Below are 24,463 nucleotides of genomic sequence, written 5' to 3'. Positions count from 1 at the left end.
GGGTCACAACGGGACGACGGTCCCGGGACCGAGGGCTCAGTAGGTGAGGGACCCCTCGCACGTCGTACCGGTCTTCGTGTTCACGCCACTCGCGACGATGCGATCGGAACCGGCACGGTTGGTGGTGCGCTTCGAGACACGCACCTCGCCCCCGGCGTCGGACGTCTTCGTGCCCGAGTAGATACGTGTGCCGTTGTCGGACATGAAGAGCTGCCAGGACTGGCCTGTGGGCACGTCGTCGATCTTGAAGCGCAGGCGGAGGACGCCGTCATCCCGCCGTACGCGCAAGGTCCAATCCCCGGGGCCGCCGGAACACGAGCCGCGACGACGCACCTCGTCGCTGGCATGCGCGGGCGCGGCGGCGAGTATCAACGCCAGCGCGAGCGCGACGGCACGGGTGCGGGTTCCAGGCATGGATCCATCGTGCGAGGCCGGCGCGGCCCTCACAACGGGACTTCGGTCCCGGGACCCCTCCCGACTCAGTCCCGCAGGGCGCCGGTGCGCTCGGCCCACAGCGCCGCCTGGGTGCGGTCTGCGACCCCGATCCGCTGGAAGAGGTTCGTCAGGTGGCCCTTCACGGTCTTCTCGCTGATGCCCATGCGCCGGGCGATCTGCTTGTTCGCCAGACCGTCGACGACCAGTCCGAGCACCTCACGCTCACGGGGTGTGAGCTCGACCTCGACGGGCCGGTCGCGTCGGTGCGCCAGCAGGGCGGCCGCGGCCCGCGGCGTGAGGGGCGCCTCACCCCGCGACGCCGCCTGCACCGCCGCGTGCAGTTCCTCGGGTTCGGCGTCCTTCAGCAGGTAGCCGACCGCGCCGGCGTCGAGCGCCTGCACGATGCGCTCACGATCGGAGAACGACGTGAACACGACGACCTTCGTGTCGGGGGAGGCGTCCCTGAGCCGCTTCGTGACCTCGATGCCGTCGAGGTCGGGCATCGAGAGATCCAGCAGCAGCACGTCGGGGCGGTGCTGCTCGCACAGTGCGACGGCTTGCTCGCCGCCCGCTCCCGATCCGAGGAACTCGACGTCGTCGAACGTCTGCAGCAGCTGTTCGAGCCCGACGCGCACGACCTTGTGGTCGTCGGCGATCACCACGCGGATCATCGGATCGGCACCTCCACGCGCACGACGGTACCCGCCGTCCCGCCGGGCCTCACGAGCAGCCGGCCGCCAGCGTCGGCCACCAGGTCCTCGAGGATCGACAGGCCCACGTGCCCTTCCCCTCTCGCCTGCTCCACGCGCTCGGGGTCGATGCCTCGCCCGTCGTCCTCGACCTCGAGCACCGCGAGCGGTCCCTCCGCCCGCGCCCGGATGCTGACCGCGTTCGCGCCGGCGTGCTCCTCGACGTTGCGCACGGCCTCCTGCGCGGCACGGTAGAGCAACGCGTCGGCTTCCTGCCCGAACGTCGCCTCGGGATCGATCTCGACCGTGGCGTCGACGCCGTGCGCCCCGAGGCGAGCCACGAGGTCGGAGAGCGATGCGGCGAGCCCGACCTGTTGCAGGTTCGGCGGATAAACGCCGACGACCGCGGACCGCAGGGTCCGCACGCTCCCACGCACCGCCGACGCGGAATCGCGCAAGACGTCGGCGGCCGCATCGTCGGGAACCTGCTCCGCCGACGCCGACAGGCGCATCGACAGCCCCGCGAGCTCCTGGACCGGGCCGTCGTGCAGATCGCCGGCGATGCGTCGACGCTCGCGATCCGACGATTCGATCGCCCGCTGCATCAGGCGTTCGCGCTCGAGCTGCGCCGTCCGCACCCGTCGGGCGAGCATCCACGCGATCGGCACCATCAGCAGGGCAAGCGCCACGAGCGTGACCACGAGCACCGGGACGAACGTCGACGCGAGCTCCCGCCGCCGCTCGGCGACGCTCGACGCGAGCTGGTAGGTCTCGAATAGCAACGGGGTCCCGTCGGGCGTCTCGACGCGGGTGTACACCTCGAGAAGCTCGCCGAACGCCCGCTCGAACCGATTCTCGGGACCGCTCAGATCGCTCACCTCGGAGACGACACCGCCCTCGTCGAGTACCTCGAGATCCTCCTCGTCAAGCTCGTACTCCGAGCCGATCAGGCGGCTCTCGTCCGAATACACGATGCGGCCGTCCCGCGTCCAGAGCTTCACGCGGACGATCGGTTCCACCAGCACGGCATCGAACACGACGCGCGCGACGGCGGCGCTCGCGGCGGCGTCGCCCGTGAGCAGGCCGTCGCCGGTGAGGCGGCGTTCCACCAGCCGGGCGGAGACGTCGGTGAGCTGACGGGCCTCGGCGAGCGCCTGGTCGGTCGCGACGTCGCGCACCACCGCGACGCCGGTGCCCGCGACGAGACCGAGCGCGACGAGCGCGAGCAGGGCGAAGACGGCGAGCGGGCGGGCCAGGGAGTCCGAGCGCGACGTCACGCGACGGATGCTACGCCGCCGCGACCCCGGTCCCCGACGGGACTTCCGTCCCGGGACCACGGCTGTGACGCAGGTGCTTCCACCCGAGATCCAGGCCGATCGACACCAGGATCGTTGCCACGAGCGCCGCCGTGGCTGCGGGCTCCTCGGCGAGGGTCGTGGCCGCGAAGATCGCGAGCGTCACCGTCGTCGCCAGCAGGGCGACGATCAGCGGGACCAGTCGTGCGCCGGTCTGGCCACGGATCCGCAGGTGGGCGACCGTGACGAGGGAGAAGATCAGGAGTGCGACGGCGGAACCGATGTTCGCGATCGCGTTGAGATCGAAACCGACCGCGAGCACGATCGTGAGCGCCACCATGATCAGCATCCCGATCGGTGCTCTCCCGAGGGATCGACCCATCACGGGCGGGAACTGCCCGTTGGTCGAGAGCTCCTCGGACAAGCCCTTCGCCGGATAGATGCCCGAGTTCGTCGCGCCGGCCGTCGCGAACAGACCGACCAGGCCCATGAGCCAGAAGCCGAATTGACCGAGGCTCGGGTCGGCTGCGACCGCGATCGCCGTGCCACCCGAGGCGATGACCTCGTCGACCGTCAGGGTGCCGAAGACCCCGAGGGCGACGGCCACGTAGGTCGCCGTCGCGATCGCGAGGGCCAGGTACATCGCCCTCGGCAGTTGCCGCGTCGGCTCGGACAGGTCCTTGGCCGTGAACGTGATCACGCCGAAGCCCAGGAACGCGAAGAACGTGAGCGCTACGCTGGCCATGATCTCCCGCACGCCCGGGTACGACGAGACCGACAGCAGCGAGGGATCCATGTTCCAGATCGTGACGGCTGAGAACAACAGCAGGGCGCCGACGACGATCCACACGATCACGCTCTGCACCCGGGCGACCGCCTTCGAACCGACGATATTGATCCACAGCATGCCGACGAGCAGCACCGCCGCGAAGACCTTCGGCCACCACGCCGCCGCATCGTCGCCGATGAACATGGACGCCGCGTAGCTCCCGAACGAGACGGAAACCAGCGCCGTCACGATCACGTTCGAGCCGAACGTGAGCCAGCACGTCGCGCCGGAGACGTGACCCTCGCCGAACCCCCTGGTGACGTACTCGAGCAGACCACCCGCCGACGGGAACTTCGTGCCGAGCTTTGCCCACGAGTAGCCCTGGAGAGCGGCGATCGCCCCGGCGATCAAGAATGAGAGCCAGACCGCCGCGCCGGCGACGGCGCCCGCCTCGCCGAGCAGTGCGAAGATGCCGGCCCCGACCATGGCACCCACTCCGATGAAAGCGGCCTGGCGAACGGTCATCGAACCTCGAATGGTGCTCATGGCGCACCGCCTTCCACGCGTCACCGATCCTTCTACGGCCAGCGTAGGAAGGCTCGACGCACCCCCTTTGGACCATTTGGTCCGCCCCGGAGGGGTCCAACGACTAGGGCTGCGACACAGTCGATATCGGCCGGCGGGAACGCTCTCCCCTCCGTCGCGGGCGAGGCCGGGGGTCACGAGCCCGACGAACCCGGACCGCCATCACCCCGCTCATCACGAGCAACGGCAGGGCCACCGCCGGGCCGCCGAGCAGCACACCCGCGAGGGCGCCGCCGACCGGCGGGGTCGACTGCATCAGGGTGCGCAGCACGCCGACGACCCTGCCCCGCATCTCCTCGGGTGTGAGGCGCATGCGGATCGTCTGTGCCCAGATCGTGAGGGGCGACCCGAGCAGCCCGGCCCGCAGCAACCGGAGGTAAGGCGCCCACGCCGATCACCGGGCGTGCCAGAGGTGCATCGCCGCGTAGGCCCGCCACGGCCGCCAGCGCTCGGCGCGATCCCGGATCGAGGCGACATCGTCGGCAAGCCCCAGCGCGGCGAACCCGTGGCGCACCCCGAGGTCTCCCGCTGGGAACGCGTCGGGGTCGCGCAACGCGCGCATCGCCACGTACGAGGTGGTCCACTCCCCCACGCCGCGGATCGACGCGAGGGCTCGGAGCGTCGGCTCGAGCTCCCCGCTGCCCGAGAGATCGAGCGATCCGTCCACCACCGAGCGGGCGACGGCCACGATCGCGTCGGCCCGCGCCACGGGCATGCCGAACCCATCGCTGGGAGCCTCGGCGAGCCGCTCGGCCGTCGGGAACAGGCGCACGATCGGTCCAGCCGGCGAGGGCAGCGGCGCCCCGAACCGCTCGGCGATGCGGCCGAGGGTCGTGCGGGCGCCGGCCACCGAGACCTGCTGGCCCACGATCGCTCGAACCGCGAGCTCGAAGCCGTCGATAGTCCCCGGCAGTCGCGTCCCGGGCGCCGAACGCACCAGCCGGCGGAGGGCGGGATCGGCGCAGAGCCGCGCGTCGATCGCCTCCGGGTCGGCGTCGAGGTCGAACAGGCGTCGCACCGACTGCACGACGGCCGCGAGCTGGGGAACGTCGTCGCCGACGCCGACCACCCGAAGCGCCACGACCGGTTCGACCGGATGGGGCTCGGCCTCGAGTACGACCGGTCGACCGGCCGGCGATCGCACCGCCCGCGAATACCGACCACCCGCCACGCTCTCGACGCCCGGGATCGCGCGGGCCGCGAGGAAGGCGAGCAACCGGTCCGCGGCCAAGGGCGGCCGGAAGGCGAGCCGCAGCTCCGGCGCCTCGGATCGGACGTCGTCGGGACGCCGGCGGCGGATCTCGGTCGGTGTGCGACCGTACACGCGCCGCAGGGTGTCGTGGTACGAGCGCAAGGAGGAGAACCCGGCGGCGAACGCGAAGTCCGTGCTCAGCAGGTCGGTCTGCTCGAGGAGCTGGTTCGCGAGCGCCGCCCGTCGCGACCGTGCGACCGAGAGCGGCCCCGTGCCGAGCTCCTGCACGAACGAGCGGTGGAGGTGGCGACTGCCCACCGACAGCCGGCAGGCCAGGCCGTCGATGCCCTCACGGTCGACCACGCCCTCGGCGATCAGGCGCAGGCCGCGTCCTACCAGGTCGGCGCGCACGTCCCAGTCGGGCGAATCCGGACTCGCCTCGGGCCGGCACCGGCGGCACGCGCGGAACCCCGCGCTCTCGGCTGCCGCCGCCGCGGGGAAGAAGCGGACGTGCTCCCGCTTGGGCATCGGCACCGGGCAGACCGGGCGGCAGTAGATGCCGGTCGAGGTCACACCGACGAAGACGCGGCCGTCGAGCCGCCGCTCACGAGCCTTCACCGCCGCGTACGTGACCTCGAAGCCGTCCACGGGCATGGGTATAGCGCGCTGGGACGACACCGCGCTGGCAGGTTTCGGACTTCCTGACGCGGAGGTTCGCGCCGCGACACCCGGCGGGTCGATGCGTTACCTTCGAGGGACAACCGAGGGGGAGTATCCCCCAGACGTCGCCGTCAACCCGGCCTCACGGCCCGGTGGCGTCGGTCGCCGGAGCCACGCGTCCGGGGACCGGAGAGACCTTCGGTCAGGCGGACGCCCTCGCGCGCGCAAGGGCGGCGATCGAAGAGGAGTCTGAAGCGTGGACGTCGGCATCTGGGCCTGGGCGGGGTTCCTCGCCCTCATCTTGGGGTTGCTCGCGCTGGACCTGTTCGTCTTCCACAAGGAGGCGCACGAGGACACGTTCAAGGAAGCCACGAAGTTCAGCATCTTCTGGATCTCGCTCGGGCTCGCGTTCGGTGTGCTCGTGTACTTCTGGCTCGGTCCGCAGGCGGGGGGCGAGTACTTCGCGGGCTACCTGATCGAGAAGAGCCTGTCGGTCGACAACATCTTCGTCTTCGCGTTGATCTTCACGTACTTCGGCGTGCCGGCGATCTACCAACACCGCGTGCTGTTCTGGGGCATCCTCGGGGCGCTCGTCTTCCGTGCGCTGTTCATCGCCGGTGGGGCGGCCCTGCTCGAGCAGTTCCACTTCACGATCTACATCTTCGGCGCGTTCCTGGTGCTCACGGGCATCCGGATGGCGCTGCACCGCGACGGGGAGGTCCACCCCGAGCGGAACCCCGCGCTGAAGCTGTTCCGGCGCGTCGTGCCGATGACGTCGGAGTACCACGGGCAGCACTTCACGGTCGTCGATGCCGGACGACGCGTCGCGACTCCGTTGCTGGCTGTGCTGGTGCTGATCGAGACGAGCGACATCCTCTTCGCGGTCGACTCGATCCCGGCGATCTTCGCGGTCACCGACGATCCGTTCATCGTGTTCACGTCGAACGCGTTCGCGATCCTCGGCCTGCGGGCGCTGTACTTCATGCTGGCCGGCATGATCCACCGCTTCGTGTACCTGAAGATCGGGCTCGCCGTGGTGTTGGTGTACGTCGGCATCAAGATGCTCGTGAGCACCGTGTACAAGATCCCGATCTGGGCGTCGCTGACGTTCATCGCGGTCGCGATCACGGTCTCGATCGTCGCGTCGCTCCGCTCGACGAGGGGCGCGCAGGCCGGGGCCTTCGCTGAGGCTCACCCCGAAGCGCTCGGCGGTTCGGGTGTGGAATCCGTCGAGGTGCCGGGCGGCGACGACCCGCGGGAGTCACGATGAACGTCTTGTTCGCGACCGACGGGACGGCCCCGTCGGAACGCGCCGGCGCGATGCTCGCCCGGCTGGCCGACCCGGTACGCACCCGCGTCGTCGTGATGTCGGTGAACGATTTCGACGTCGCGATGCGCCAGGCCAAGCTGGCAGGGCATTTCTCCACCGAGGAGGGACATACAGCCGCCCGGCGCGCCGCGAATCAGGCCGCTGACGTGCTGCGTGACGCAGGCTTCGAGCAGGTCGAGGCGCGCGTCGAGGACGGAGACGAGGCGAGCGAGATCGTGCATTCCGCGGCGACGGAGGGCTTCGGCCTCGTCGTCGTCGGCAGCGGGAAGGAGAGCTGGCTCGACTCCGTGGTGCTCGGCAGCGTGAGCAGCTCGGTGCTGCAGGGCTCGCCGTGTCCGGTGCTCGTGGTGCACCGCCCCCCCGAGGGCGGCGGTCTCGTGCGCGTCGTCGTGGGGGCCGACGGCTCCGAGGGAGCGAAGCACTCGATCGCGGCGTTCGCCGCGGTGGCCGACCCCACCCGTTGCACGGTCGCCGTGATCACGGCGGCCGCCCCGCTCGCGCTTCCCCCCGGGGGTCCGGCCGGCGAGTCCGTCCTTGGCCGCGAGGTGGCCGACGACGAGATGGTGCTCGCCAACCGCCACGCGGAGACGGCCGCCGACGTGCTCCGTGCGGCGGGGTTCCAGGTCGAGATCGAGGTCTCGGCGGGCGGCGCCGCCGCCGCCCTGCTCGAGGGAGCCGAGCGTCGCGAGGCCGACCTGGTGGTCGTGGGCGCCCGTGGGCTCGGACGCTTCCGCGCCAAGGTGATGGGCTCGGTCAGCGACCGCCTGATCCGACACGCCCCGGCGACGCTCGTCGGCCGCTGAGCTCGACGTTCTTCGATCGGTCGACCCACGTGGACGTCCACCCTCTTGCACACCCATATCGGTAAGTGTTAGCTTACCGATATGTGGACCAGACCGTCAGGGGCCGCAGACGTGGCCTTCGACGCGCTCGGCGACCCCACGCGTCGGCAGGTCTTCCGAATGCTCCGGGCCGGCGAGCGATCGGTCGGCGAGATCGCCACGCAGCTCCCGGTGAGCCGGCCCGCGGTCTCCCAACACCTGCGGGTGCTGAAGGAGGCGGCCCTGGTGATCGACCGACCCGATGGCGTGCGACGCCTCTACTCCGTGCGCCCGACGGGGCTCGAGGCCCTCCGCGCGGAGTTGGAGACGATGTGGGACGACGCGCTCGGCGCCTACGCCGCGACCCTCGACCACGAGGAACGGGTCTCGCGACCCGGGCCGTGACAGCGGCCACCGCCAGGGCCGCCACCACGAAAGGAGCGACCCGATGATCGATCCGATCCATCGCAGCATCACGGTGTCGAGGGCGCCGGCCGACGCGTTCCACCTCTTCACGGCCGGGATGGGCACCTGGTGGCCCCTCGACACCCACGGCCGGTCCGATGAGTTCGACGGCACGAAGACCGAGCGCCTCGTGTTCGAGGAACGCGAGGGCGGACGCATCTACGAGGTGCTCACGAACGGCGTCGAGGCCGACTGGGGCATCGTGACGACCTGGGACCCACCCTCGAGGGTGGTGATCGACTGGAACCCCAGCCCCGCCGATCGTCCGTACACGGAGGTGGAGGTCACGTTCACGCCGACGACCGAGGGCACGACCCGCGTCGACCTGCACCACCGTCACTGGGAGCGGCTCGGCGAGGAAGCCGGCGCGGCGTATCGGGCGAACTACGAGCCCGGCTGGACCCACGTCTTCGACGACCGCTTCGGCGGCGCGGCGGGCTGATCGGTCGTCGTGAGGCTCCACCGGTTCGCGCGCTCGTTCCGCGCGGCGAGGCTCGCCGTCTCCGCCACGCGCTTCCTTCGGGTCTCCTCGCGCTTGGCGGAGTAGATCCACGCCAGGATCTGCTTGCGGACGCCCGGGGGGAACCCGTCCCAGTTGGCGCGTGAACCACGGTGGCGTCGGAACTCCGCGACGAGGTCGTCGGGCACCTCGAGCGCATCGCTGCGATCGAGGGCGTTCCACGAGCCGTCGGCCTCGGCGGCCTCGATCGACGCGAGGCCCGCCTTCGTCATGAGCCCATCGGCGAGCAGGGACTCGATGCGCCGCTTGTTCACGGCCGACCACGTGCTCCTGGGCTTGCGAGGGGCCATCCAGAGCTTGTACCGCTCGGGGTCGAGTGCGTTCGCCTTCGAGTCGATCCAGCCGAAGCAAAGGGCCTCGAGCACGGCGTCCTCATACACGAGCGATCCGGCACTCGAGCCCTTCTTGTGGATCACGAGCCAGATGCCGGCGTCGCCGCGGTGGCGACGCGACAGCCACCGGCGCCAGGCGGCGCGATCGGGTACCTCCACGAGTTCCGGCTCGGCCATCGCCTCAGTGTGGCATCAAGGGGGCGGTGGGGACCCACGCACCGGCAGCCGCACGGTGAACGCTGCCCCGGCATCCACGTCGTCCACGCGGACGTCGCCACCGTGCGCCTCGGCGATCGCGGCCACGATCGCCAGGCCGAGGCCGGCGCCACCGGTCTCCCGCGACCTGGCGCCGTCGTCTCGGTAGAAGCGCTCGAACACGCGCACGTGACCTTCCGGGGTGAGCCCCGGGCCCTCGTCGGCCACCGTGAGGGTCACGTCGTCGCCCTCGCGCGCCACCCGCACACCCGCGGGTGTGCCCGTCGGGGTGTGCTCGCGGACGTTGTCGAGCAGGTTGTCGACGACCTGCCGCAGCTTCCCGGCGTCGCCCACGATCTCGACGTCGCCGTCGATCTCGAGCGAGACCTCGCGATCGGGATCGACGGCCCGGGCGGCGTCGACGGCCTCGGTCGCCACCCCCCCGAAATCGACCGGCTCGAGTTCGAGCGGACGACCCTGATCGAGCCTCGCGAGGAGCAACAGGTCGTCGACGAGCACACCCATACGGGCGGCCTCGGCCTCGATCGCCGCCATCGACCTCGCGAGGTCCTCGGGACGTTGATCGGCACCCCGGCGGAACAGCTCCGCGTAGCCGCGGATCGACGTGAGCGGCGTCCGCAGCTCGTGCGACGCATCGGCGACGAACCGGCGCAGGCGATCCTCGCTCTCTTTCCGCTGCCCGAACGCGGCCTCGATCTGCGCCAGCATGCCGTTGAGGGTCATGCCGAGGCGACCGACCTCGGTCCGGGGGTCCGCCGTGCCGACGCGCCGTGAGAGGTCGCCGGCGGCGATCGCATCGGCCGTCTCCCCCATGTCGGCGAGAGGCTTCAGCCCGATACGCACGAGCCAGAACGCGAAGCCGGCGGCCGCGGCGAGCACGAGCACGCTGGCCACGAGCTCGACCCCGAGGAGCTGGCGGAGCGTCGCGGTGGTCTCCGTGAGCGGAACGGCGACGACGAGCGTGCCCGCACCCTGCAGGGTGGTCGCGAGCGCGCGCCACGCCGAGCGACCCTCTCGCACCGTGAACGCCACCGTGCGCTCGTCGCCGTCCTCGCCCGCGGTCGGTGGTGGCAGCTCGGCTGCCAGCGGCGGGGGCGCCTCCTCCTCGAACCCGAACGTCGTCGCGGCGATCACGGTGCCGCGCTCGTCGCGGAACTCCGCGTAGGTGCCGGGTGGCACGGCGACCCCCGGCGGCGGCGCGCCGAACGGTCCGCGGTCGATCAAGGCTTGGGCCGCGAACGGCCGGGCGGCCGCGAGCTGATCGTCCACGCGTTGCACCAGGAAAGTCCTCGTGAAATGGAACGTGGCCACGTTCGCCACCACGAGCCCAGCTGCCACCAGGCCGACGGTCACGAGCAGCAGGCGAGCGCGCAGCGACACGCGCTACTCCCGGGGCAGGCGCAACACATAGCCCACCCCGCGCACCGTGTGGATCAGGTGGGGCTCGACGACGTCGACCTTCTTACGCAGGTAGCTGATGTAGGTCTCCACGATCGCGGGGTCGCCGCCGAAGTCGTACTGCCACACGTGGTCGAGGATCTGGGCCTTCGAGAGCACCCGCCGGGCGTTCACGAGCAGGTAACGCAACAGGCTGAACTCGGTGACCGTGAGCTCGATCGGCAGCTCGCCACGCCACACCTCGTGGGAGCCCTCGTCCATCTCGAGATCGGCGAAGCGCAGCCGATCCCCTGCGGGCGTCTCTCCTTGGGTCCGCCGCAGCACGGAGCGGATACGGGCGACGAGCTCCTCGAGGCTGAAGGGTTTCGTCACGTAGTCGTCGCCCCCGATCGTGAGGCCGCGCACCTTGTCCTCGGTGGCGTCGCGCGCCGTGAGGAACACCACGGGGGTCGGTCGGCCACGCTCGAGCAGCTTGCGCTGCACCTCGAAGCCGTCGGCGTCGGGAAGCATCACGTCGAGCACGATCAGGTCCGGCCGGAACGCCTCGACGGTCGAGAGCGCCTCACGCCCGTCACGCGCGGTGGCGACGTCGAACCCCTCGTACCGGAGCGCTGTCGAGACCAGATCGGTGATGTTCGACTCGTCGTCGACCACGAGCACGCGGGCGAGGCCATCGGTCGAGGGCTCCGCCGCGCCGCCGCGCGTGCCCGCGTCGCCGCGCGTGCCCGCGTCGCTCACGCGGCGTCCGGCGGGGTCTCGGGCGGAGCGGTCGCCGGTTCGCGAGCGGCCGGGTCGCCTCCGAGGTCCGCGAACCGCTGCGTGTAGTCCTCCCGCGTCATCTCGCCGCGAGCGTAGCGGAGCCGCAGTTCCTCGATGGCACCGTCGGGCCGGGCGACGGGCATCGGCGCGGCCATCGCGCCGCCGGTGGCCCCGGCGCCGACGAGGGCGCTGGCGCCGCCCTCTCGCGTGAGCCGAATCACCGCCCACACGATCACGCCGATCAGCGCCGCGAAGAGCAGCAGGGGCACGATGCCGAACCAGTGGAACCCGCCGTCGAAGCCTCGCTCGATACCGTCGCGGAATCCGGGACCGATGTCGTGCGTCGGCATCGCGATCACCTCCTCTCTCATGGACGCTCCTTCTGAGGCGTCCCGCGTCCAGGAGAGCACGCACGCCTGGGAACGGGCTGGGAACGGACGAGGCCCTGCCTCAGACCGCCCGACGGTAGAGGCGCACGGAGATCGTGCCGAAGATCGCGATCAACCCCACGCTCCAGACGATCGAGGCGATCACATCACCCGCCGCGGGGCCTCCGAGCGTGAGGGCCCGCACGGCCGAGGCCGTGACGGATACCGGCTGATGCTCGGCGAAGGTCTGGAGCCATTCAGGCATCGTCTCGACCGGCACGAACGCCGACGAGGCGAACACGAGCGGCGCGAGCACGGGGAACGAGGCCGCTTGGGCCGTCTCCGGGTCGCCGACCGCGAGACCCACCGTCGCGAACAGCCAGGACATCGAGAACCCGAACAGGACCACGAGCCCCGCGCCGGCGAGGAGACCCCAGACGTCGGTGTGGACGCGCCAACCCACGAGGAACCCGACGGCCATCATCAGCGCGACGACGAACACGTTGCGCACGGTGTCGGCGAGCGTTCGACCGCTGAGCACCGCGGATCGGGCCATCGGGAGCGCGTGGAACCGTTCCATCAGGCCGCTCTTCATGTCGGTCGCAAGCCCGATCGCCGTGGCGATCGCACCGAAGACCACGGTCTGCACGAAGATGCCGGGCATCAGGTAGTCGACGTACGGGACGCCGGGCGGCAGCGCGGCCGAGAGCGCGCCGCCGAACACGTACCGGAACATCACCACGAACACCACGGGCTGGATCGTCGAGAACACGAGCAGTTGCGGGACCCGCCGATAGGCGATCAGGTTCCGCTGGATGATCGCGGCCGTGTCGCGGACCACCCCCATCGGGATATGGCGGTCGAGGGCGACATCCATCCGGGTCTCGACGGCGGGAACGCTCACGCGTCTCCTCCCTCCGATCCCTCCGTCACTGCGCGATGACCCGTGAGCGCAAGGAACACATCGTCGAGGCTCGGCTCACGCACCGAGAGCGTGTCGGGCTCGATGCCGTCGCCATCGAACCGTCGCAGGACATCGACCAGCACGTGCGCGCCACGGTTCGACGAGACCTTCACCGTGCGGTGTTCACGCTCGACCGTGCCGAGCCCATCGCCACCGAGCAACATGCGCGCGCGCTCGGCGAGCGCATCGTCGGCGAAGTCCATCTCGACCACGGTGTCGCCGAGGTTCGCCTTGAGCCGGGCGGGCGAGTCGTTCGCGATCACGTGGCCGCCGTCGATCACGGCGACCCGACCGGCGAGTTGGTCGGCCTCCTCCAGGTACTGCGTCGTGAGCAGCACGGTGGTGCCCTCGCCGACGAGCTCGCGGATCATGTCCCAGAGCTCGTTGCGGCTCGTCAGGTCGAGTCCCGTCGTGGGCTCGTCGAGGAACAGCACGGGCGGCTCCGGCACCAGCGACGCGGCGATGTCGAGACGTCGACGCATGCCGCCCGAGTACGTACGGAGCGGGCGGTCGGCCGCATCGGCGAGCGAGAAGCGCCGAAGCAGCGCGTCGGCGCGCGGTGCGATCGCGGCCCGCGGCAACTGACCGAGGATGCCCACCATCCGCAGGTTCTCGCGGCCGGTGAGGTTCGGGTCCACGGCCGCGTACTGACCGGCGAGCCCGATGCGTCGACGTACGGCCGCCGGCTCGTGGACGACGTCGCGACCGAGCACCTCGGCGCGTCCGGCGTCCGGGCGCAGGATCGTCGCGAGCACGCGCACGGCCGTGGTCTTGCCCGCGCCGTTGGGCCCGAGAAGCCCGAAGATCGTGCCCTCGTCGACCTGCAGGTTCACGCCGTCGAGGGCGGGCACATCGCCGAAGCGCTTCTCGAGGCCTTCCACGACGATCGCCGGCCGGCTCATGCGCCTGACCCTCCCACGATGATTGAGCTATGTCAAATATTGAGGGTGCACCAACGTTGTGAGATCTCAAGTATCATCGCGCCATGACCGCGGCCCGATCGAAGCAGGCGCTGGCCGAGGAAGTCTGGCGGCGCATGGCGCGCTTCACGATCGACCATGTCCAGCGCGGCGAGCACTTCCGTCTGTTGCAGGAGCAGGGACTGACGCCCGGCCACCTGAAGGCGCTCGGCTTCCTCGACGACGATGAACCGCGGCCGATGGGCGCGATCGCGGAAGGGCTCTCGATCGACGCCTCGCAGGTGACGTGGCTGGTCGATCGACTCGAGGAGCACGGGTTCGTCGAGCGGCGCACGCTGCCGTCGGATCGTCGGGTGAAGACCGTCGCCCTCACGCCGAAGGGTGTGGCGTTCCGTCGGGAACTGCTCGAGCACCTGTCCCAGCCTCCCGCGGCGCTCACAGCGCTCGACGCCGCCACGCTCGGCTCGCTGCTGCACGAGCTCGAGAAGCTGCCCGAACCCGAGGGGAGCCTGTGGAACGAGTTCCGCGCACCCCGGCCATGACCACGTGATGCATGAACGTGCCGCCGGCGCTGTCCGCGGCGGCGCCCTCGAACGGGGCGGCGCCCTCGAACGGAAAGATGTGCGATGCGCGACATGCGCGTCAAGGTTCGGCACGACGGCGAGCGGGTATGACGAGAGGCATGACGATACATGACGGCAACGGACAACGGCTCGCAACGTTCGGGGAGGCGGCGCTCACCGGGTGGCGGGGAGCAGCGGGGCGCGCGATCGCGCGACCGGTCGCCCGACGCACGCGATTCTCACGGGAACAGGTCGAAGCGTTTATCGGGTTGATGCTCACGGCGTACGCCGTGTACCGAGTGGTGCGGCCGCTCGTCCGCACGGTCCGCACCACTCGGTAGACGTCAGCGCTTCGTCGCGGGGGTCTTCTTCGGGGTCGACTTCCTGCCCGTCGACTTCTTGGTCGGCGATCTCCTCGCCGTCGTCGACTTCTTGGCCGTCGTGGACTTCTTCCGACCCGTGGACTTCTTGGCCGGCGATCTCCTCGCCGTCGTCGACTTTTTAGCCGTCGTCGACTTCTTGGCCCTCGTGGACTTCTTCCGGCCCGTGGACTTCTTCCGGCCCGTGGACTTCTTGGCGGAGGAGTTCTTTGCGGAGGACTTCTTGGCGGTCGTGCGCTTCGGCGAACGGCCACCAGCCTTCGCTGCGCGATCCTTCACGGTAGCGGCGACGTCGTCGGCCTTGTCGACGGCGATCTCCTCGAGCTTGTCGACCACGGCCTCGACGACGCCTTGCGCCGTGTCGGTCGCGAGCACCTTCTTCCCGGCTTCCTTGCCGGCGTCTGCGACCTTCTTGGGTCCCTGCATCGGGCCCTCCCTTTCCTCGTTGGACTTTCCTCGTTGGACGAAAGGCCCATACCCACCGATGGCGCGGCTCAACCCGCCGGAGGCGGAGGTCGAGGATCAGCCGATGACGGCGACGGCCTCGATCTCGACCAGCTGCCCGTGGTAGCCGAGCAGAGCCACGCCGAGGAGGGTCGAGGGGGCCGACGCGATCGGAGACCGCTGCACGACCTGCCAGACGCGCCCTTGCGTCTCGTGTGAGCCGCCCGCGACGTAGACCGTCGTCTTCACGACGTCGTCCGGCCCTGCACCGCCCGCTTCGAGCTGCCACAAGAGGTTCGCGATCACCTGCTCGGTCTGCATCTCGGGATCGTCGGGGCCGACGATCCCGCCGTGCTCGTCGAGCGGCACGGCCCCGGCGGTGAAGACGTGCGTGGCCCCCGTCGCAACAGCGAGGTGCGAGTAGCCCGGCGGTTCGGCCAACCCCTCGACGGTCCTGCGCACGACGGTCACGGAGGGATTCTACGGATGCGGGTCATGCCGATGCCTGGGAGCCGGGGCTCACCAGGAGGGCTGAAGGGCGGCGTATCCCGGCTTGATCACGCCGTCGATGATCGCGAGTCGCTCGTCGAACGGCAGGAACGCGGACTTCATCGCGTTGATCGTGACCCAGCGGAGCTGATCCCACCCCCAACCGAGGGCATCGACGAGCCCGAGCATCTCCGTCGACATCGAGATGCCCGACATCAACCGGTTGTCGGTGTTCACGGTGACGCGGAACCGTAGGTCGGCGAGCAGCGCGATCGGATGCTCGGCGATCGATACCGCGGCGCCCGTGTGCACGTTGCTCGTCGGGCAGAGCTCGAGCGGCACGCGCTTGTCCCGCACGAGCGCGGCGAGATGCCCGAGCCTCGGCGCGTCGCCGCTCGTGTCGATGTCGTCGACGATGCGAACGCCGTGGCCAAGCCGCTCCGCGCCGCAGAGTTGCAGCGCCTCCCAGATCGACGGCAGTCCGAACGCCTCCCCGGCGTGGATCGTGAGGTGGAAGTTCTGCCGGCGCACGTGCTCGAAGGCGTCGAGGTGACGCGTTGGCGGGAACCCTGCCTCCGCGCCCGCGATGTCGAAGCCGACCACCCCTCGGTCGCGCCAGCGCACGGCCAGCTCCGCGATCTCGAGGCTGTGTGCGGCCGTGCGCATCGCGATGAGCAGCGTTCGTACCGTGATCGGCCGGCCCCGTGACCCCTGCTCGAAACCGTCGAGCGTGGCCTCGACCACCTCGTCGAGCGTCAAGCCACGCTCGAGATGCTGCTCAGGGGCGAATCGCACCTCGGCGTAGACGACGCCGTCGGCGGCGAGATCCTCCGCGCACTCGCGGGCCGTCCGGGCGAGCGCCTCGGGCGTCTGCATCACCCCCACCGTGTGTCGGAACGTCTCGAGGTACAGCACGAGATCGTGCCGATCGGCCCCTCGACGCATCCAGGCGGTGAGCTCGTCGACGTGGGACGTCGGGAGATCCTCGTAGCCCGTCTGGTCGGCGAGCTCGACGATCGTCGCCGGTCGGAGGCCCCCGTCGAGGTGGTCGTGCAGCAGCACCTTCGGCGCGGCGAGGATCGACTGGAGCGTGGGAGTGGTCACACGCCCATCATGCCAGCACGAGAAGACCTCACGCCCTGACGACAGAGGCGCGGACGGTGCGTTCCGGCCGTTCGCGCGACACGCCTATGGTCGCACGGTGCTCGCCGCCTCGCGGCCGCGGCTGCGATAGGCGCGCATCTTGGCGCGACTGCCGCAGAGATCCATCGTGCACCAAGTTCGGGAGCGGTTCCGTGAGTGATCGAAGTAGAGCCAGCGGCACCCGTCGTTCGCGCAGGTCTTCATGCGATCCCACGATCCGTCGATCCTCGCCGCCGCGACGAGCCCGAGGATCCGCTCGATGACGGCGTCCACACCCGATCGCGATGAGGGTGCGAGCACCGCGGGCGTCGACAGCCGCACCACCACAGGGTGACGCCGAGCGATCGCGTCGACGGCCGCAACGGCATCACCCTCGGCCTCGGTCCCGCGAGCCCACACGAGATCACGGAGCGCCTCACGGACCTCGACGAGCTGCTCGAGCCCGGCTCGGTCGACGCGGAGTGTCGATCCCCGATCGTCCAGCCACGCGGCCGCCTCCGAGGGCGTCGCGAACTCGTCCGTGCCGCCCTCGATGTCCAGGGTATTCACGAACCGCCGCACGAACTCGAGATCGCCGGGGGCCGCACTCGCGGTGCTGAGGTCTGCGGTCATCTCGCGCTCAGTATGCGCGACCGCGAGTCCGAGCAGCAACCACCGTATCGATTTGACAGGTAACGCTACCACTGTCTAAGGTTCAGTGGTAACGACGAAGGGAGGGGCGATGGTGATGGCCCGGATGGACGAACACGCGCGAACGATCGACGTCGTGGGCGTGCCCAGCAGCATGGGCGCGTTCGCACCCGGCCAGGAGCGAGCACCGTCGGCGCTGCGCGCAGGGGGCCTGATCGAGCGCCTCGGCGGCGCCGGCATCGACGTGCGCGATCTCGGCGACGGCGACGTGCGCCGATGGGTCCCCGACACCGACCACCCGCTCGCCCAACACGTCGAGGCGGTCCGCGACGTCGCGCTCGAGACGGCCGACCGCGTCGCGAACACGACGGGAACCCCGCTCGTGCTCGGCGGGGACTGCACGATCGAGCTCGGCACCGTCGCCGGTCTGCAAACGCGATACGGCGATCGCGTCGGGCTCCTGTACTTCGACTTGCACGCCGACCTCAACGAGCCCGACCGGGTGACCTGGGGCGCGATGGACTCGATGGGCATGGCCCACGCGCTCGGTGTGGCCGGAGCCGATCCGAGGCTCACGAAAGCGTTCGAGCGCATGCCTTTGCTTCGCCCCGAGGAGCTCTGGCTCTTCGCGCACGGCCCGGGCATGGACGGCGAGCGTGAGCACATCGCTCGGCTCGGCATCGACCGCACACCGGTCGAGGAGGTCCAGGCCGAGCCAGTGGCAGCCGCACGGCGCGCGTTGGAGTCGTTCGCGCCACGGGTCGATCGCTTCGCCGTGCACCTCGACGTCGACGTGATCGACTTCGTCAGCCTTCCGCTCTCCGAGAACGCCAACCGGAACGAAGGCTTGACCTTCGAGGCGACCGTCGCGGCGCTGCGCACGATCTGGTCACACGCCGGTGCGGCGTCGCTGACGATCGGCGAGCTCAACCCCGATCACGACCCCGACGGCAGCGCCCTCCCGAGATTCATCGATGGGCTCGTCGAGGTGCTGGCTGGCGGGTGAGTCGCGCCTCCTGAAGGCGCTGAACACCGTCACGGCCGCGGTCATGGCGACCCTTCGATGCTGGCCGGCGGGGACCATACCTCGCCGATCTGCGGCAAGGACGAGGCTGCGAAGGTACCGGTCAGTGCGTGGCTGCCGGAGTGGATCGGGTGGCGCGTCGTGCTCGACCTCGGCGACCTGGCCGAGGCGCGCGCGATGAAGGCGTACTGCCGGCGGCGATGTCGATATCGCCGGATCCCGTTCGTCGTGGGGGTGGAGCGCGGACAACGGAGGCCGCGCACGACGACGAGGAGGGAACGATGGCGGACTTCGTGCTGCTGTACCGGGGCGGTGGCGACATGCCCGAGACCGAGGAGGGCCGCACGAAGGCCATGGACGCCTGGACGTCCTGGTTCGGCACGCTGGGCGATGCCGTCAAGGACGGCGGCAACCCGTTCACCGAGACGGCGAAACGTGTCGCGAGCGACGGATCGATCGACGACGTGCCCACGTCCGGCATCGTCACGGGCTACTCGATCCTGCGGGCAGACTCGCTCGACGCGGCGACCACGCTCGCCAAGGACTGTCCGGTGCTGCAGGGTGGCGGCGAGATCGAGGTCTACGAGACCTTCCCGGTGATGTGAACCCGAGCGAGGACGGGGGGGCTCGGCTCCCTCCCGTCCCGGGTAGGCTCGGCGGACATGAGCGACGATCCGCTCGCGGGCGCGGCGGCGAACTGCGCCGAGGCGTATCGAGCATGGGCCGCCGGGGTCGGCCGCCCGTGGCGCGCCTGGGACGACCTCGTGCTGGCCGACTTGGGGCTGCCGGTCTCGTTGCCGCCAAACCACGCGTCGGTGCTCACGCCATTGACCGATGAGGCCGTCCCCGATGTCGTCGAGCGCATGCGTGCCTTCTTCGACGGCTCCCCCGGCGGCCCGTTCCAGGTCTGGAGCCTGTGGCCCACGCCCGGCCTCGGCGGGTTCGGGTTCGAGCCGTGGAGCGTGCCGATGATGACCCGCGCCCCGGGAGGCGAGCCGAGGCCAGCACCCCCCGAGCTCGAGATCGTGGAGGTCTCCGACGACGCCTCGGCGGCCGAGGCGTCGTCGCTGCTGAGCGTGTTCGGCACGCCCGCGGCCGCCACAGAAGGTCTGATCACACCGGCGCTGCAGAGCGACACGTTCAGGGTGTGGCTCGGCCGCGCCGAGGGGAACCCGGCCAGCATCGCCGCCGCGTCGGTCAGCCATGGATTCGTCGGCGTCTACGCGGTGGCGACGGCGCAGGAGTTCCGTGGACGCGGGTACGGGGAGGCGCTCTCGTGGGTCGCCACGATGTTCCGGCCCGATCTGCCGGCGAACCTGCAGGCGAGCTCGATGGGCAGGCCGGTCTACGAGCGGATGGGCTACGAGACGGTGGCGACGTTCTGGTGCTGGACCGCCGAGCGCGGCTGAGTCGATCCGTCGCGACCGCCCCGCGCCTACTCGATGTAGCCGAGCCCTCGCAGGTGCTCTTCCATCTCATCGGCCTCGGTCTCGTTGACCGCGCTCTCGCCCCCCATGCCGGGGATCGTCATGCCGGGGATCGCCGGGCCCTGCGCCGTGGACCCGAGGTCGCTCTCGGCCACCTCGCGCTCGGTGATATCCGCCGCGCCCACGATCTCGTGCAACACGCGTCCGGTCGGCTTCACCGCGGTCGGGGCATCCAACGCCGCCACGAGCGTCGGAGCCATGTCGATCAAGCTGGGCGTGCGCTCGAACGGCTTGACCTGCGGACCGACCGCAACGATCACGCCTTCCATGCGGTGGTCGCCGCTCACCCAGTCGGCGTCCTCGAGCGCGCTCTTCGCGTGCGTAAGCGAGTAGCCCTCGTTCGGCACCATCATGATGTCGGGCGCCTGCTCGGCGAACTTGCCGCTCGGGAAAACGTCCTCGCGCTTCGCGATCGACTTCACCGGGGTCTTGCCGGTCTTCGGGTCGACGTAGGAGCCGAGCCGGTCCATCAGCTCGTCGCGCACCTCGTCGTAGTCGCCGGGGTCGACGATGCCGTCGACGTCGCGACCGGCCAGGTTGATCGAGACCCCCTCGCCGGTCGAGCGGATCGTCGTGTACGCCCGGGTCTTCGCCCAGTTCACCGACTGCGGCAGGGCGACCTTCCCGTGCAGGCCCAGCGTGTCGTAGACCTTTCGCGCGACCTTGCGCACGGGTCCCCACTGCATCGGACCGAACACGGCATTGCTCGCGGAAAAGTCGAGGTAGCCGAACTCGTGCAGCAGGCGATCCATGTTGACCGCGCGCGTGCACGACTGGAAGCCGTGGTCGCTGATGAACAGGATGATGTCGTCGCCGCGGGCGCGACTCACGAACGAGCCGATCGCATCGTCGGTCTGACGGAAGATGTCGGCCACCTTCTTGCCGATGCGCGTGTCCTTGTTCGCCGCGTAGTCGGGGTGGTCGGGCGCCACGTAGTTGCTGAGGCAGTGCTGCGTGCGGTCGATCGAGACCCAGACGCTCGCCATCAGGTCCCAGTCCGTGTTGTCCATCAGCCACTCCGACGCCTTGATGCGCTTGCCCGTGACCTCGAAGGCCTCGTCGAGGTAGGCATCGGGCTTGTTGTGATAGGTCGTCCAGCTCATGCCGTTGATCGGCCACTCGAGCCCGGCCTTCTGCAGCTGTTCTGGCAGGTCGCCCGGCATCGTGAACTGGCGTCCCTTGGGCAGCACCCCGCCGGCCGCGAGGCTGCCCTCGATCGCTGGCGGCGGGAAGGTGAGCGGCACGTCGAGCAGCAGCTGCTTCTTCTTCGCGGCCGTCAGGTCGTCGAGGAACGTGCGCGCCTTGATCGACTTGTAGGTCACCGGGTACTGCTTGTGCGTGCCCGGCACCGTCTCGAGGATGTCGTAGACGCCGTGGTCCACCGGGTCGACCCCGGTGAGGAAGCTCGGCCAGGCTGACCAGCTGTGCGTGGGGACCGTGCTGCGCAGCACATCGCGCTGCCCTCGGTCGATCAGTGCCTGCAGGTTGGGCAAGGCGCCCTGCTCGAGCAGGGGGTCGAGGATGCGCCAGTCGGCGCCGTCCCACGCGATCAGGATCACTCGTGACATCTAGGAACTCCGTTTCCGCAGGTCAGGGATGCCAGCGAGTGTACCGAAGGGTGTCCTACAGCTCGCGGCGGTCACAAGCGTCGATAGGGAGTCAGAAGTCGATGCGCATCACGGCCCGCCGGAGGGTCGGTCGGCTGACCTGGGGGAACCCCGCAGCCTCGAACGCCCCGACCGTGCCGACGTGGAGCTCGGACAGGATCACGTCCTTCGTGGTGATCGGGTAGCCCTCGAGAGCGCGGGCACCCCGGTCCCGCGCGAAGTCGACGGCGGCGCGCGCGAGCTCGTGGGTGATGCCCCGCTTCCGGAAGCCAGCGCGCACGACGAAGCAGGTCAGGGCCCACACGCTCTCGTCGTCCTTGTCCTCCGTGCGGCCCTCCCAGGGCACGCGCATGTTGCGCAGCATGCGCGGGTAGGCGGTGCGCGGCTCCACCGCGCACCAGCCGACGGGCTCGCCGTCGAGGTCGGCGACGAGGCCGCTCGTCGTCGACGACCTCGGGTGCCCGCACTCGGTCTGCTCGAGGAGCCGGGCAGCGAGCTCCTCCGCACCGACCGACGCCCACGACTCGCGCGGGGCCATCTTGTACCGTTGGCAGAAGCATCTCCGCGGATCGCCGCGCGTGCCGAAGATCGCCTGCAGGTCCTGCCAGCTCGCCTCGTTGGCGGGCAGGATCGTGAGGCTCAGGTCGGGGGCTCCGGTCACGCCGATGACATCCCCGAGCGGTCGGTGACGTAGCCGTGCAACATCAGCGCGAGATGGGCGGGCCGGCTGAGGGCGACGCAGTGACCGCTCTCGATCTCGTCCGGCGCGATGCCGAGCCGCTCGGCGACGACTCGGCGGCTGAACGCGGGCGGGAAGAACCGGTCCTCGGAGCACAGCACGAACCTCGTGGTCACCGCCGGCCAGGCGTCCATGGGCCAGGGCGCGTCGAGACCGACGATGGAGCCGTGGCGCTCACGCCGCATCGCCTCCTCGGCGAGCGGGCGGGGCACGTCGTGGAAGAAGCTGATGAAGGGATCCTCGTTGCCCGTCAGCCCTCCGTCGACCGCGGCCCGCTCGCGCACGGCGTCGGCGTAACCGGTGTTGTCCCACCATGCGTCGGGCGGCTCCCCCGGCGCGGGCACCATTCCGGCGACGAGGACCAGCACCTGCGTGGGCAGGCGCTCGGCGACGAGCGGGCCGATGAACGAGCCGAACGATTGCGCGACGACGGCGACGGGTCCCGACGGGTTCCCGACGGCCTGCACCACCGCGTCGGCGCACTCCACCAATGTCGGCGAGCCGTCGACCGGCAGATCGGGCGCGACTGTGTCGTGACCGAGCGCGCGGAGCTCCTCCTCCACGAGATGCCAGTACCACCCCGAGTCGCCCGCACCGTGGATCAAGGCGAACGTGGTCGCGATTGCCCCCTTGCATCCGATCCCATCGACAACAAGCTTCGAGGACGCGCGGACATCGTGTCGATACGTCAGACCAACACCGCGCGGCAGATCCTCGTGTTCGTCCTCGACCGGTTTCTCGGACTGGGCGGCGGCCCGCGGATTCCCTCACGCGGCGGGTGGGATGTTCTGATTGACGCGGAAGACGTTGTCCGGGTCGTACTCGGCCTTGATCTGGACGAGCCGATCGTAGTTGTCGCCGTAGCTCGCGCGGACGCGATCCTCCCCCTCGTCCATCATCATGTTCACGTACGCTCCCCCGGCCGAGTAGGGGTGCAGCGCCTCGAAGTAGGCGATGCTCCAGTCCGAGATCTGGCCCACGTTCGACGGGTCCGGATCGACTCCCGCGAACACGGAACCCCAGGTCGCGTCCCGGTACCCCCACGGGGTGTCGGCCGCGCCGACGTCGTGAGCGGCACCATCGATCGGGTACATGTGCATCGTCGACTTCATCGTCGGCATCTCGGCGCCGTACCGAGCGTGGATCTTCACGGCCTCGTCGGGGATCTCGTCGACGAAGTCCGCCCGCCAGTACCACTGGTCGCCCGGCGGGTACAGGGCGTCGAAGGCGCCCTGGAGCGCTGCGTGCGGCATCGCGGCGACGCCGTGCATGAGCGGCTCGGGAAGCGACTCGAGCAAGGGCGCCATCGCCGTCGCGGCCGCCTCCTCAGAGCCGACGAAGCACCAGACCACGCCGCACACCTTGCGCAGGTGGATCTCCTCGGGGAACGGCGGTCCCGGAGGAACGGTGTGGAAGGCGAAGAACCCGTTCAGGTCTCGGGGAGCGTCGGGCAGGAACTCCCGGTACACCGAAAGCACCTCCGCTCCGTCCTCGACGGGCCAGAACGTCGGGCCGCCGATCACCGTGCCCACCTCGTGGAGACGGAAGAGGAAGGAGGTCACGACGCCGAAGTTGCCGCCGCCGCCCCGGATCGCCCAGTACAGGTCGGGATGCTCGTCGGCGCTGGCCCGCACCGACTTGCCGTTCGCCAACACGACCTCGGCCTCCAGCAGGTTGTCGATCGTGAGTCCGCACTTGCGCGTCAGATGGCCGAGGCCACCGCCCAGCGTCAGCCCTCCGACTCCGGTCGTCGAGATGATGCCGCTCGGCGTGGCGAGCCCGTGCTCGCCGGTCGCGGCGTCGACCTCACCCCACGTCGAGCCACCGGCCACCCGGACGGTGCCCTTCCCCGGGTCGACCTCGACCCCCTTGAGCGGTGAGAGATCGATCACGACGCCGTTGTCGCACGTGCCCAGGCCCGCGCCGTTGTGACCACCCCCCCGCACGGCCAGGAGGAGGTCGTGCGTGCGAGCGAAGGCGATGACGTCGGCGACGTCGCGGGCGCTGGCGCATCGTGCGACCACCGCCGGCCGCTTGTCGATCATGCCGTTGTAGACGGTGCGTGCGTCGTCGTACCCTGCGTCCTCCGGGCCGACGAGCCGCCCGGCGAGACCGGGGAGCTCCTCAGCCGCTTCGCGCGTCACCGATCGAACCGAGCCCATCGCTCATCCTCCCTCGCCGTTGCCACTGCCGCTACCGGGTAGGCGTGAATCGCGACGGAACGATCGTTCCGTGGGGC

General features: G+C 70.2%; 29 protein-coding genes. 9 read left to right on the top strand and 20 right to left on the bottom strand.

Annotated elements, in window-relative coordinates:
* Positions 1-36: 36 nt before the first annotated feature.
* The 6 genes from VFI59_13980 to VFI59_13955 form a co-directional block, all read right to left on the bottom strand.
* Positions 37-414 (bottom strand): hypothetical protein, encoded by a 378-nt coding sequence (locus VFI59_13980; GenBank protein ID HET6714805.1) that lies wholly within the window; start codon positions 412-414, stop codon positions 37-39.
* A 65-nt stretch (positions 415-479) separates the two neighbouring features.
* Entirely contained in the window at positions 480-1,106 is a 627-nt protein-coding gene (locus tag VFI59_13975) for a response regulator transcription factor (protein ID HET6714804.1), read from the bottom strand.
* A complete protein-coding gene (locus VFI59_13970; protein HET6714803.1) occupies positions 1,103-2,401 on the bottom strand; it encodes an ATP-binding protein in 1,299 nt (432 codons plus the stop codon). The genes VFI59_13975 and VFI59_13970 overlap by 4 nt, the downstream gene beginning before the upstream one ends.
* Positions 2,402-2,411: 10 nt before the next feature.
* Entirely contained in the window at positions 2,412-3,713 is a 1,302-nt protein-coding gene (locus VFI59_13965) for an APC family permease (protein HET6714802.1), read from the bottom strand.
* A 124-nt stretch (positions 3,714-3,837) separates the two neighbouring features.
* The gene (locus tag VFI59_13960) at positions 3,838-4,086 is read right to left on the bottom strand and encodes a hypothetical protein (GenBank protein ID HET6714801.1); all 249 of its coding nucleotides are present in this window, start codon (positions 4,084-4,086) and stop codon (positions 3,838-3,840) included.
* 81 nt (positions 4,087-4,167) lie between these two features.
* Positions 4,168-5,619 carry an AlkA N-terminal domain-containing protein gene (locus VFI59_13955; protein ID HET6714800.1) on the bottom strand — a complete coding sequence of 484 codons (1,452 nt, stop codon included), beginning with the start codon at positions 5,617-5,619 and terminating at the stop codon, positions 4,168-4,170.
* A 262-nt stretch (positions 5,620-5,881) separates the two neighbouring features.
* On the opposite strand from VFI59_13955, the gene VFI59_13950 reads away from it, so the two are divergent.
* From VFI59_13950 to VFI59_13935, 4 genes are all read left to right on the top strand, one after another.
* The gene (locus VFI59_13950) at positions 5,882-6,895 is read left to right on the top strand and encodes a TerC family protein (GenBank protein HET6714799.1); all 1,014 of its coding nucleotides are present in this window, start codon (positions 5,882-5,884) and stop codon (positions 6,893-6,895) included.
* Positions 6,892-7,758, top strand: a complete 867-nt coding sequence (locus tag VFI59_13945) for a universal stress protein (protein ID HET6714798.1) — start codon at positions 6,892-6,894, stop codon at positions 7,756-7,758. Before VFI59_13950 ends, VFI59_13945 begins: the two co-directional genes overlap by 4 nt.
* Positions 7,759-7,839: 81 nt before the next feature.
* Entirely contained in the window at positions 7,840-8,181 is a 342-nt protein-coding gene (locus VFI59_13940) for a metalloregulator ArsR/SmtB family transcription factor (GenBank protein HET6714797.1), read from the top strand.
* 43 nt (positions 8,182-8,224) lie between these two features.
* Positions 8,225-8,683 carry an SRPBCC domain-containing protein gene (locus VFI59_13935; GenBank protein ID HET6714796.1) on the top strand — a complete coding sequence of 153 codons (459 nt, stop codon included), beginning with the start codon at positions 8,225-8,227 and terminating at the stop codon, positions 8,681-8,683.
* On the opposite strand, the gene VFI59_13930 is transcribed toward VFI59_13935, so the two are convergent.
* The 6 genes from VFI59_13930 to VFI59_13905 all read right to left on the bottom strand — a co-directional run bounded on the left by VFI59_13930 (position 8,626) and on the right by VFI59_13905 (position 13,700).
* Positions 8,626-9,270, bottom strand: coding sequence for a YdeI/OmpD-associated family protein (locus tag VFI59_13930; GenBank protein ID HET6714795.1), 645 nt, complete (start codon positions 9,268-9,270; stop codon positions 8,626-8,628). The genes VFI59_13935 and VFI59_13930 overlap by 58 nt on opposite strands.
* Positions 9,271-9,285: 15 nt before the next feature.
* The gene (locus tag VFI59_13925) at positions 9,286-10,689 is read right to left on the bottom strand and encodes a HAMP domain-containing sensor histidine kinase (protein HET6714794.1); all 1,404 of its coding nucleotides are present in this window, start codon (positions 10,687-10,689) and stop codon (positions 9,286-9,288) included.
* A gap of 3 nt (positions 10,690-10,692) precedes the next feature.
* The gene (locus VFI59_13920) at positions 10,693-11,367 is read right to left on the bottom strand and encodes a response regulator transcription factor (GenBank protein ID HET6714793.1); all 675 of its coding nucleotides are present in this window, start codon (positions 11,365-11,367) and stop codon (positions 10,693-10,695) included.
* Positions 11,368-11,441: 74 nt separating this feature from the next.
* Positions 11,442-11,837 (bottom strand): SHOCT domain-containing protein, encoded by a 396-nt coding sequence (locus tag VFI59_13915; protein HET6714792.1) that lies wholly within the window; start codon positions 11,835-11,837, stop codon positions 11,442-11,444.
* Positions 11,838-11,916: 79 nt separating this feature from the next.
* Complete coding sequence (locus tag VFI59_13910; protein ID HET6714791.1) at positions 11,917-12,738, bottom strand: ABC transporter permease; 822 nt, start codon at positions 12,736-12,738, stop codon at positions 11,917-11,919.
* Positions 12,735-13,700: an ATP-binding cassette domain-containing protein gene (locus VFI59_13905; protein ID HET6714790.1), complete on the bottom strand. Its 966-nt coding sequence runs from the start codon at positions 13,698-13,700 to the stop codon at positions 12,735-12,737. Before VFI59_13905 ends, VFI59_13910 begins: the two co-directional genes overlap by 4 nt.
* Before the next feature lie 83 nt (positions 13,701-13,783).
* On the opposite strand from VFI59_13905, the gene VFI59_13900 reads away from it, so the two are divergent.
* Both VFI59_13900 and VFI59_13895 read left to right on the top strand, forming a co-directional pair.
* Positions 13,784-14,260 carry a MarR family transcriptional regulator gene (locus VFI59_13900; protein HET6714789.1) on the top strand — a complete coding sequence of 159 codons (477 nt, stop codon included), beginning with the start codon at positions 13,784-13,786 and terminating at the stop codon, positions 14,258-14,260.
* Between the two features lie 140 nt (positions 14,261-14,400).
* On the top strand, positions 14,401-14,622 hold the full coding sequence (locus VFI59_13895) for a hypothetical protein (protein HET6714788.1): 222 nt from the start codon (positions 14,401-14,403) through the stop codon (positions 14,620-14,622).
* A gap of 3 nt (positions 14,623-14,625) precedes the next feature.
* On the opposite strand, the gene VFI59_13890 is transcribed toward VFI59_13895, so the two are convergent.
* The 4 genes from VFI59_13890 to VFI59_13875 all read right to left on the bottom strand — a co-directional run bounded on the left by VFI59_13890 (position 14,626) and on the right by VFI59_13875 (position 17,349).
* Positions 14,626-15,087 carry a hypothetical protein gene (locus tag VFI59_13890; protein HET6714787.1) on the bottom strand — a complete coding sequence of 154 codons (462 nt, stop codon included), beginning with the start codon at positions 15,085-15,087 and terminating at the stop codon, positions 14,626-14,628.
* Between the two features lie 96 nt (positions 15,088-15,183).
* A complete protein-coding gene (locus tag VFI59_13885; protein HET6714786.1) occupies positions 15,184-15,576 on the bottom strand; it encodes a RidA family protein in 393 nt (130 codons plus the stop codon).
* A 48-nt stretch (positions 15,577-15,624) separates the two neighbouring features.
* The gene (locus VFI59_13880) at positions 15,625-16,698 is read right to left on the bottom strand and encodes an adenosine deaminase (GenBank protein HET6714785.1); all 1,074 of its coding nucleotides are present in this window, start codon (positions 16,696-16,698) and stop codon (positions 15,625-15,627) included.
* An 84-nt stretch (positions 16,699-16,782) separates the two neighbouring features.
* A complete protein-coding gene (locus VFI59_13875; GenBank protein HET6714784.1) occupies positions 16,783-17,349 on the bottom strand; it encodes a CGNR zinc finger domain-containing protein in 567 nt (188 codons plus the stop codon).
* A 115-nt stretch (positions 17,350-17,464) separates the two neighbouring features.
* On the opposite strand from VFI59_13875, the gene VFI59_13870 reads away from it, so the two are divergent.
* From VFI59_13870 to VFI59_13860, 3 genes are all read left to right on the top strand, one after another.
* On the top strand, positions 17,465-18,373 hold the full coding sequence (locus VFI59_13870; GenBank protein ID HET6714783.1) for an arginase family protein: 909 nt from the start codon (positions 17,465-17,467) through the stop codon (positions 18,371-18,373).
* A 299-nt stretch (positions 18,374-18,672) separates the two neighbouring features.
* Positions 18,673-18,996 (top strand): hypothetical protein, encoded by a 324-nt coding sequence (locus tag VFI59_13865; GenBank protein ID HET6714782.1) that lies wholly within the window; start codon positions 18,673-18,675, stop codon positions 18,994-18,996.
* A gap of 57 nt (positions 18,997-19,053) precedes the next feature.
* The gene (locus tag VFI59_13860) at positions 19,054-19,800 is read left to right on the top strand and encodes a GNAT family N-acetyltransferase (GenBank protein HET6714781.1); all 747 of its coding nucleotides are present in this window, start codon (positions 19,054-19,056) and stop codon (positions 19,798-19,800) included.
* A gap of 26 nt (positions 19,801-19,826) precedes the next feature.
* Here VFI59_13860 and VFI59_13855 read toward each other — a convergent pair whose 3' ends face one another.
* From VFI59_13855 to VFI59_13840, 4 genes are all read right to left on the bottom strand, one after another.
* On the bottom strand, positions 19,827-21,446 hold the full coding sequence (locus VFI59_13855) for an alkaline phosphatase family protein (GenBank protein ID HET6714780.1): 1,620 nt from the start codon (positions 21,444-21,446) through the stop codon (positions 19,827-19,829).
* A gap of 91 nt (positions 21,447-21,537) precedes the next feature.
* On the bottom strand, positions 21,538-22,146 hold the full coding sequence (locus VFI59_13850) for a GNAT family N-acetyltransferase (GenBank protein HET6714779.1): 609 nt from the start codon (positions 22,144-22,146) through the stop codon (positions 21,538-21,540).
* On the bottom strand, positions 22,143-22,829 hold the full coding sequence (locus VFI59_13845; GenBank protein ID HET6714778.1) for an alpha/beta hydrolase: 687 nt from the start codon (positions 22,827-22,829) through the stop codon (positions 22,143-22,145). Before VFI59_13845 ends, VFI59_13850 begins: the two co-directional genes overlap by 4 nt.
* A gap of 162 nt (positions 22,830-22,991) precedes the next feature.
* Positions 22,992-24,386, bottom strand: a complete 1,395-nt coding sequence (locus tag VFI59_13840) for an FAD-binding oxidoreductase (protein ID HET6714777.1) — start codon at positions 24,384-24,386, stop codon at positions 22,992-22,994.
* Positions 24,387-24,463 lie beyond the last annotated feature (77 nt).

It is taken from the genome of Actinomycetota bacterium (assembly GCA_035697485.1).
GTDB lineage: Bacteria > Actinomycetota > UBA4738 > UBA4738 > HRBIN12 > JAOUEA01.
This window is presented reverse-complemented; position numbering and strand designations above follow the sequence as displayed.